The 8,703-nt window shown below is 36.4% G+C and carries 12 protein-coding genes and 1 pseudogene; 9 read left to right on the top strand and 4 right to left on the bottom strand.

The genetic code is table 11. The features are described 5' to 3' along the window. Nucleotides 1-173, top strand: a pseudogene (locus BM097_RS16920) (IS110 family transposase); the annotation flags it as partial. A 185-nt stretch (nucleotides 174-358) separates the two neighbouring features. Here the strand turns inward: BM097_RS16920 and BM097_RS04195 are convergent. Beyond that, nucleotides 359-628, bottom strand: coding sequence for a hypothetical protein (locus BM097_RS04195; RefSeq protein WP_090546197.1), 270 nt, complete (start codon nucleotides 626-628; stop codon nucleotides 359-361). Nucleotides 629-740: 112 nt separating this feature from the next. Between BM097_RS04195 and BM097_RS04190 the strand changes: the two genes are divergently transcribed. Then, nucleotides 741-947: a helix-turn-helix domain-containing protein gene (locus BM097_RS04190; RefSeq protein WP_090546195.1), complete on the top strand. Its 207-nt coding sequence runs from the start codon at nucleotides 741-743 to the stop codon at nucleotides 945-947. Between the two features lie 136 nt (nucleotides 948-1,083). On the opposite strand, the gene BM097_RS16805 is transcribed toward BM097_RS04190, so the two are convergent. Next, complete coding sequence (locus BM097_RS16805) at nucleotides 1,084-1,206, bottom strand: hypothetical protein (RefSeq protein WP_255406615.1); 123 nt, start codon at nucleotides 1,204-1,206, stop codon at nucleotides 1,084-1,086. 493 nt (nucleotides 1,207-1,699) lie between these two features. On the opposite strand from BM097_RS16805, the gene BM097_RS04185 reads away from it, so the two are divergent. The 5 genes from BM097_RS04185 to BM097_RS04165 all read left to right on the top strand — a co-directional run bounded on the left by BM097_RS04185 (nucleotide 1,700) and on the right by BM097_RS04165 (nucleotide 6,382). After that, nucleotides 1,700-1,906, top strand: coding sequence for a hypothetical protein (locus BM097_RS04185; protein WP_177197364.1), 207 nt, complete (start codon nucleotides 1,700-1,702; stop codon nucleotides 1,904-1,906). Between the two features lie 19 nt (nucleotides 1,907-1,925). Continuing rightward, a complete protein-coding gene (locus BM097_RS04180; RefSeq protein ID WP_090546193.1) occupies nucleotides 1,926-2,294 on the top strand; it encodes a hypothetical protein in 369 nt (122 codons plus the stop codon). Nucleotides 2,295-2,663: 369 nt separating this feature from the next. Further along, entirely contained in the window at nucleotides 2,664-3,974 is a 1,311-nt protein-coding gene (locus tag BM097_RS04175; RefSeq protein ID WP_090546191.1) for a hypothetical protein, read from the top strand. Between the two features lie 54 nt (nucleotides 3,975-4,028). Then, complete coding sequence (locus BM097_RS04170; RefSeq protein ID WP_090546189.1) at nucleotides 4,029-4,757, top strand: DUF6033 family protein; 729 nt, start codon at nucleotides 4,029-4,031, stop codon at nucleotides 4,755-4,757. 257 nt (nucleotides 4,758-5,014) lie between these two features. Then, on the top strand, nucleotides 5,015-6,382 hold the full coding sequence (locus BM097_RS04165) for an MFS transporter (protein ID WP_090546187.1): 1,368 nt from the start codon (nucleotides 5,015-5,017) through the stop codon (nucleotides 6,380-6,382). 67 nt (nucleotides 6,383-6,449) lie between these two features. On the opposite strand, the gene BM097_RS16290 is transcribed toward BM097_RS04165, so the two are convergent. Together BM097_RS16290 and BM097_RS04160 are read right to left on the bottom strand one after the other, a co-directional pair. Further along, entirely contained in the window at nucleotides 6,450-6,608 is a 159-nt protein-coding gene (locus BM097_RS16290) for a hypothetical protein (RefSeq protein WP_155942250.1), read from the bottom strand. A 138-nt stretch (nucleotides 6,609-6,746) separates the two neighbouring features. Beyond that, nucleotides 6,747-6,992, bottom strand: a complete 246-nt coding sequence (locus BM097_RS04160; protein WP_090546185.1) for a hypothetical protein — start codon at nucleotides 6,990-6,992, stop codon at nucleotides 6,747-6,749. Nucleotides 6,993-7,231: 239 nt separating this feature from the next. Here BM097_RS04160 and thyA point away from each other — a divergent pair, with 239 nt between their 5' ends. Further along, nucleotides 7,232-8,083: a thymidylate synthase gene (gene thyA, locus BM097_RS04155; protein ID WP_090546183.1), complete on the top strand. Its 852-nt coding sequence runs from the start codon at nucleotides 7,232-7,234 to the stop codon at nucleotides 8,081-8,083. A gap of 118 nt (nucleotides 8,084-8,201) precedes the next feature. Further along, nucleotides 8,202-8,687 (top strand): dihydrofolate reductase, encoded by a 486-nt coding sequence (locus BM097_RS04150; protein WP_090546180.1) that lies wholly within the window; start codon nucleotides 8,202-8,204, stop codon nucleotides 8,685-8,687. Nucleotides 8,688-8,703: the final 16 nt, after the last annotated feature.

The raw sequence follows: 8,703 nt of genomic DNA, 5'->3' as shown, positions 1-8,703 counted from the left end.
ATAATGCTACTGCTTATGTATGTCTATGGGATCCAACATTTAAAGCTTACTTGGCTAAAAAACGAAGTGAAGGCAAGCATTATTATGTTGCCATATCCCATGCTGTAAAGAAGCTTGTTCGAGTCATTTATAAACTCGAAACCTCTGGGCAACAATACATAAAAGCCGTCTAATCATTCCAATATCATATCTTCTTGTCAGAGCACCATTACTTGATGCTCTATTTGTCATGCAATTTTCAAAGTACTAATTGCGATGATATAGTCACCGCCGCTATATTCAAAACATTTCTGTTTTAAAACATTTTTATTGACTTTCTTTAATAGTTAGTCTCTCGTATTTGTTCCTATTTATGTTATTAATGTTTTAATGATATAACATCTATTAGGGTGCCAGATGCAACTAAAAGTAAACTAAGTAAAGATTTTATTTCAACTAATGATGTACATAGTTCATTGTACAAATCGGTTCCGTAGTACCCATAGTATCCAAAAGTTCCGCAAAATTTAATGATACCAATAATAATTAATATTGTTCCTATTATAGTACCTATAGTGCGTATTTTATTTGCCATAAACCGGAACATGTTAGTAAAACTTATTTGTTCATTTTCATTGTAGTTTTCCATAAATACCTCCTCAAAAAATTATATCTAATGTGTAGATTATATATTCTGTAAGTGAATTATCTGTGAATTAGAGAAATTCTATAATCAATTCAAAAGAAGAGAGGGGAAATATATGCTCCAACTGAGAATTGATGAAATACTAGATGAACAAGAACATACAAAATATTGGCTCTTCAAAAGAATGGAACCAATGAGTTATCAAAACTTTAATAAAATATACAATAATGAAACTAGTTCTATTAAGTTTGATACATTGGAAAAACTAAAAAATGCACTTGGTGTTAACTATGATGATTTATTTAGAGAAATCCAGAACTAAATTATCGTTGAATCTATATTCCAAAGATGCTATATTATAAATAAAGAAAGCACCCACTCCAAAGTGGATGCTCCCGAATTAGAGTTAATTAGCTCTCAGTGAGAGCCGCCTCTTTCGTTTGCCGACGAGAGAGGCATTATTTTTTTCGCTTGTTGTTCCTCTTATCGAGAAAGCTAAGCAACGCCAATAAGAAACCACAAGCTGAAAAAAGCAATGCTAACATCGTTAGCATAATCATCAAGATTTCATAGTCCGTCATGTGCGTCACCTCCCTTCCATAGTGACATCCACTCTGTGGAGCACCTTATAGAATGGTTCGGGAGATTTCCACCTCGTCATGGGTACTTTCATAACGGTTAAACCGCATAAATAATCTAGCACGAATGTTCTGTTTTTACAATCGAACATGTTAAGTTTCTTGGTACTTTTATAAATACATTATTTACTCAAAAAGATGACCAACATGGATAGTGATAGAGGGGTACAAAAAATGTGCAAACAAAAATGACAGTCCCGCAAACCTCCTATTTACTAGTGTTTTCGAACACGCCCAATATTCGCGTCCTGTATCGCGCGTACTGTAATTATTTAGCCTTAGTTTTATATAATAGGTATTTGCAATGCTATGTTCTGAAAGTGACCAAGAGCTTGTAGAATTAGCTATACCCGAGAATAGTGATAAAAATGCATTACCATATTTTAATAGTGATAATTGCCACGGGGATAACTTTTACTATCCGACACTGGAGAAAATGGAAGCCGCCATAGATTTTTGGAATGATTCGTATGAAAAGAAATGGTTCGTAAGATGGGCAATAATTGACAAGAAATTTTCCAAATCAATTGGTAGTATAGAGTTGTTTCATAGAATAGCCGAGGATGATTTTAATCATGTAGGAGTTCTACGCTTAGATTTAAGAAGCGATTATGAAAATGCTGTCACTATTAACTATTCGTAGAAAAAGGGGATTGTTAACTATGAAAAAGTATTTTTTAAATATTATAATTATGGCAATGCTAGTCTTATCGGCATGTGGAACTGAAAAGAAGCCAGATGATTTACAGACTTATACATCTGGAACAAACGATGACTATGCATATATTACTATTGATGACAAGGTATTTGTGCCATTTGTTGCAGTTGATAATGCAGACAGAGGCAATTGGATTGGAATTGTAGATGGTGATGAAAATAACCGTATTTACGAATATAAAGACTATTCTTCTAATGAATGGATAATCAGTTTTTACAATAGCGGTGAAATGGATGGCTCAATGCTTATGCGCGAACAAAGTGTTAATAAATATCCAGATAATTTAACATCGGAATATGATTGGAACAATTAAAACAGTTATCAATAAAAATAACTAGTTATGTTCTCAATGAGAACAACAAGCCTCTCCCGTTGGCCGACAGGAGGGGCATTTTTATTTGCGCTTACTATTTCTCTTATCGAGAAAGCTAAGCAACGCTAGTAGGAAACTACAAGCTGTAATCCCCAACAAAGTCAGTATATATTTGGTAAATTTTACCATTAATAATTTTTCCATGATTCTCGATATCATAGTGTAAGAATTGTTATAGAGCTAAGGATGCGCTTATTTCAACGGAATGAAGTTGGAATAGGCGCTTTTTTAGGCTCTAGCATCACCGCTCGGACCTTTCTGGAGAGCGGAGCAGCTTTGACTGACAGATAAGTTGCAGAAAGGAGTTTTATGGCAGATTATTTAGCAGAAAACAATTTTCTTATGCAGGGAGCTTTTTCAAGTAGTTATCTTTATTTTTCTAATTTCGCTAATAATAAAGATTCTAGTTTTGAAAAGGCTATGAAAGCATCAGCAGATGAACAATTGAATACTACTGAAGTTGCGGAGGATGGAAAAAATAAAGGAAATAGCTATACACGTATTGTGTCAGCAACAGTAATGAGCACTGAGTTTTCAGCAACTGCAGGTGCAAACGGTACTACAGCATTTTCTTATCAAGGTGTAATGCAACAGTTTGAAATCAGAATAGATGTTAATGGTGATGATAGAAAGTACACTGCTATTGGCACAGATAAGGATGGACAACCATTTGAAAAAGAAATAGATCCTTATAATGTTGATCCTACTGATGCAGACTTTACAGAGTTTGCAGCTTTGTGCTCATACATTCGTGAAACAGAGAATCTTGCTGATGAGACAATGAAGTTTGTCAGCAGCTTTGAGGTTGACGATATTTTTGAACGCATGAACTATCTATCAACATTTTCAAGTGAGCTTGGAAATTTAGAATTGGCAGGATGGGATAATCTTTCTTTAGAAGGATTCCTACCACAAATAAATAAGCTTATGGAAAAACTTATGGGTATATGTTCAAGCTATGAATTCAATATAAATCTTGATGATATACAGGATAATGTAGAAGCTAAAGAGGAACAATTAGTAGAAAATATTTCTACTGCCACACAGAAAGCAGAAGCTGAAAATGATTATATTATTTCTCGCCGCGGGGCTATAGAAGAAATATCCGAAGATAGTATATCTAAAGATAGAAAGGTTATAGGTTTAACCACGTTTCCAATATCAGACGATGAAAGTTGTATGGTTATAGCCTTTGAGCCACCTGAGTCAACAGCGGATGATCCAATAGTTCAACTGACTATGAATAATAGAATGGGCGAAACACAAACATATAACATACACGTTAATGATGTGAATCCTAATAATGCTACGGAGATGGAGATATTTGCCTATCTAACATATCAGGGACATATTGGAAATAAGATTCCAGGCGCGATAAATAATTACGCAGCATATAAGACGTTAAAATATCAGGATGAATTGCATGAAAATAATAATATAGCTGAATATGGTAATAGATTATTCACTAGTGCCAAGATGGATGCAACTGCCATTATTAAGCATGTTTATTCATGGATGAAAACCATTAACCATCCAGATGCACAAAAGCAAGCCGGATGGTGTAGGGATTTACTTGATATGTTGAATATGGAGAATGTTGCAGCGGTACAAGAAGTTTAGAAACACTATTTACATAAATGTCATTTTTGATTTTTAACAATGGAAAGGAGCGTTATGTCTGTTGGTAATGTTCTATCAAGTTATGCTGTAAACACTAGTATGCAATATAATAATGCATCTGGTCTTATCAGCAAAACTGAAGCACAATTTAAAATTACAAGCCAATCTTCATCTTCAGGCGAGGCGGTGCTTGATTATTATCATAATCTATGCTCAAAGTTTCCAGATATCTCTTTTAGATTATCTGATATGGAAGAATCACTAAAACATATGAACGATAGACGACCCTATTTTTGTTACAATGATAGTCTAAATCAAGTGGGCGATAATTATAGCGAAATGGGCCAAGTTAGTATTGATATCGATGCTGCTGTCATTCGCAAGATGCAGAATAATCCTGATTTTGAGGAGGAAGTTTTAGCTGCTATAGAAAATTGCAAAAAAAATTATGGACAATATCAACAAGAGGCAATTCGAAATGGCATGCCATATACGGATCATCATCTTACATTAGATGGAGATAGACTTCAAGAATCTCAAGGCTATTTTTCTTCAAGGTATTCTACTGAGGAAGAACTTCGAAGAATGTGGGATGCTGAAGAATACCAAAGGAAAATGGGACAGTTTTTTGAGGAACAGAAAGCTGAACTTATTGAAATCTACCTAAAAATGACTGAGAGTTGTATCCTTAAAAAAGATGAGCTTGCGCCTTCAGAACAGAGTAAAGAGGAACAGCGAATTGAAAATATATCAAAAGCAACTCAGCAGGTAGAGGATGAATAGAGGATTTGATTTTCTAGGGCGTACGGTAATAATAAGAAATATCATGATTTTTACTGTATGATTTTGGGAAAACAATATGAATTCACAGAGCTAAAGCTGATTTTGCTTTCATATAATAAAGACTGATAGACTAGATACATAGGAGTGTGGCGTAGTTATGCCACACTCCTTTTGTTAATTTCATCCCAAAAATCAGCAAAAATGCGCTATAATATCTTTTGCGGGTAGATATATTTTTAAGGGGGAATAACTTAATAATGAAACAACTAAAACCTATTACTAACAAACTTCTATGGGTGTTTGCCTTGGGGCAGTTTGGTTGGAGCTTGCTATCGGGAGTAGTGTCCAACTGGATGGTCTATTATTACACAGGCACACCTAGTGCGCAGAATCCAAATACTGGATTATTTGCATCTAATATCACACAGCATCCTATATTTTTTAAATTAACATTGTTTGGCCTGGTGCTTGCAGCAGGACGTATTTTTGATGCGATTACAGATCCTCTCATTGCGGGATGGTCTGACGGGGCAGATTACAAGGGTGGAAGACGAATCCCATTTATGCGAGCAATGGCAATTCCATTTTCGCTTTGCACAATAGGATTATTCATCTTGCCACAGACAGCCAATGTCACAGCAAATGATGCTATGCTTTTTGCACTTTTGATGATTTTTTATCTGTTTATGACAATGTTCTGTACTCCATATAATGCTCTTATTGCAGAGCTTGGCGATACCCAGCAGCACAGAATTAACGTATCAACTTATATTTCATTTACATTTATTGTAGGTCAGTCTATTTCCTTTCTGCTTCCAAATGTGGCAGGTGCCCTTGAGGGTGGCTTTGGGCAGGCTGGCTCAATCAGAATGGCTGTTGCAATCATGGCCTCTATTGCCTGCGTTGCCATGTTGATTCCAGCCTTCTATATTAATGAAAGAGATTATATTGAAAGCAAGCCAAGTGAAACAAAGCCTTTCAAATCCTTGGTTAAGACCTTTTCAAATGTGCAGTTTAGACATTTTGTTTACAGCGATGTGATCTATTTCTTTGCATTAACTTTATTCCAGACAGGTTTAGCATTCTATGAAACTCAGCTTATGGAGATTGCTGATACATGGACATTCGTGCTTACAGCTACTATGACCTTTATCAGCGTATGCTTGTATCCGGCAGTAAATATCCTAGCTAAGAAGATTGGCAAAAAGCAGCTTATCATCATCGGCTTTTTCGCCTATGCATGTGTATTTATGGTAACAACCTTCTGCGGCAAGGGATTACAATGGGGCTTCATAATTGCAGTGGCAGCATCCATTCCTATGGCTATCCTTGGAATCCTTCCACAGGCTTGCGTTGCAGATGTAGCAGAACTTACACGCCTTGAAACAGGAGAGGATAGAAGTGGTATGTTCTTTGCAGCAAGAACCTTTGCCTTCAAAATGGGCCAGGCTATTGCCATGGTAGTGTTTACATCTGTTACAGTTTCACAGACCAAGCAAAGCTATCGAGCAACAGCAGCCATAGCATTTGTTACATGCTTTATAGGTGCGTGCATCTTCTTTACCTTTAACGAAAAACAGATTTTATCAAGAATCAAAGAGCTTAAGGGCAGCGATGAAATTTAAAGAATGAGTCAAAAAAAGAGATATCCATTGCGGATATCTCTTTTAAAAACCCTATTAAATTACATCCCTATCTATTCATGGTAGTTGGTGATAAGAAAACTCCCAAGGAAGCTGCTTGCTCGTGAACCTGAGATTCACGCTGTTCGATGCGCTCCTGAATACTTTCTACTATTTCTTTTCCTATCCCGTCTGCCCTAAGATCCTGGAATAAACTACAATCAAACATTACAAATACCTCCTCGCAAAGTATAAATAATAATATGATTTGCTTTTCTTAAGGCTATTATAACACCTCTACGGGCGAAAAATGTGTAGAAATTGTGAATTCTAAGACAACCAACTACAATTGTACGCCAGTGGCGGACTAATTTAAAGTATTAAGGTAATCTTGAATAGCTGTAGTTGTAATTTCGTTATATTCGTAAGTGGCGTTAGCTTCTTTAGCCTGCTCTGCCTTCTTGTAAACAGAGAAACCAATCCAAGCTACAATAGCAATTGCGATAATAGAAACGCAAGCTAAACTTAAAATCTCTTCGATTTTCTTCTTTCTTAATATAGACTTACGGTTTGCTTTATTCTGCTTTTTCAGTTCTACTTTTTGTTGACTCATTTCTTCTCCTAAACTAGACCTTTATATTTCCGCCGGAGAGGCCTAGTACCCTTAAACAACTATAAAATATAGTAACTCAAACAGTAGGGCATTTCAAGGAAAAAAGCAAAATGGCAAAATGGCTATCCAAAGCCCAATATGTTGTGGTAAAATAATCCATAATGCATAGATTCTTGCTGACAATTTCATTGTTTGGTCAGCAAGAAGTCATAGATTCTAGTTTTACGAAGGAGAGTGTTATGAGTAAGGCTGATGTTATATTCAAAAAAATGTGCCAGGATATTTTAGATAATGGTACAGATACAAAGGATGAAATTGTGCGCCCAATCTGGCAGGATACTGGTGAAAAGGCTTACACCATCAAGCAGTTTGGCGTGGTAAATAGATACGATTTAAGGGAAGAATTCCCAGCTCTTACCCTTAGAAAAACAGCACTTAAGTCAGCGATGGATGAAATCCTTTGGATTTACCAGCGCAAATCAAATAATATCAAGGATTTAAAGCCACATATCTGGGACGAGTGGGCTGATGAGGAAGGCTCAATCGGAACAGCATACGGATACGTAGTTGGTGAAAAGTTCGAATTCAAGGGAGAGATGATTGATCAAATGGATTACGTACTTAAACAGCTTAAGGAAACTCCATATTCTAGACGAATCATGACTAATCTCTATCAGTTCCACGACCTTGCAACAGGACATCTTGATCCATGCTGCTATTCAGCTACATATAATGTTACAAAGGACAAGGATTCAGACAAGCTTGTGCTTAATATGGTTTTAAACCAGCGTTCGCAGGACATTCTTGCTGCAAACAACTGGAATGTATGCCAGTACGCAATCCTTCTTATGATGCTTGCTCAGGTAAACGATATGATTCCAGGTCAGCTGGTTCACGTTATCGCAGATGCACACATCTATGACAGACATGTGGATGCAATCAAGGAATTAATTAGCCGCCCAGAGCTCCCAGCACCAAAGGTACGCCTTAACCCTGAAGTTAAAAATTTCTACGACTTCACCACAGACGACCTCATCGTAGAGGGCTACGAAGCCGGCGAACAGATCCGTAATATACCGATTGCAGTCTAGTATAATATAAAATTTTTCATGAGGTTGTAGATGACAATTCTGAGTGTTACTCAAGGAGCAATCTCGCGACGGAGTAATACTCAGGATTGTCAGCGTAACAACCGGACTAGGAGATTAGATGAATTTAATAGTAGCGGTAGATAAAAACTGGGCCATTGGCAAGGATAATAAATTGCTAGTGAGTATTCCAGATGATATGAAGTTTTTTAGAGAGACTACAACAGGCAAGGTGGTTGTTATGGGAAGAAAAACTCTTGAGAGCTTTCCTAACAGCAAGCCACTACCAAATCGTGTGAATATAGTCCTCACAAGGGATATGAACTACGAGGCGAAGGGCGCAGTTATAGTACATTCAAAAGAAGAATTAAATGAGGAATTAAAAAAGTATAATTCTGACGATATCTATATTATTGGTGGCGAAAGCATTTATCGCATGATGCTAGATGCATGTGATAGAGCTTTTGTTACTTATGTAGATTATGCCTACGATGCCGATACTTATTTCCCTAATTTAGATGAAATGAGTGATTGGAAGCTTGCAGAGGAGTCAGAGGAACAGACATATTACGATATTGAGTTTTACTTTAGAACATATACACGTTAGTTAGCTTTATGAGGAA

Source organism: Pseudobutyrivibrio sp. OR37 (genome assembly GCF_900113655.1).
Classification (GTDB): domain Bacteria; phylum Bacillota; class Clostridia; order Lachnospirales; family Lachnospiraceae; genus Pseudobutyrivibrio.
This window is presented reverse-complemented; position numbering and strand designations above follow the sequence as displayed.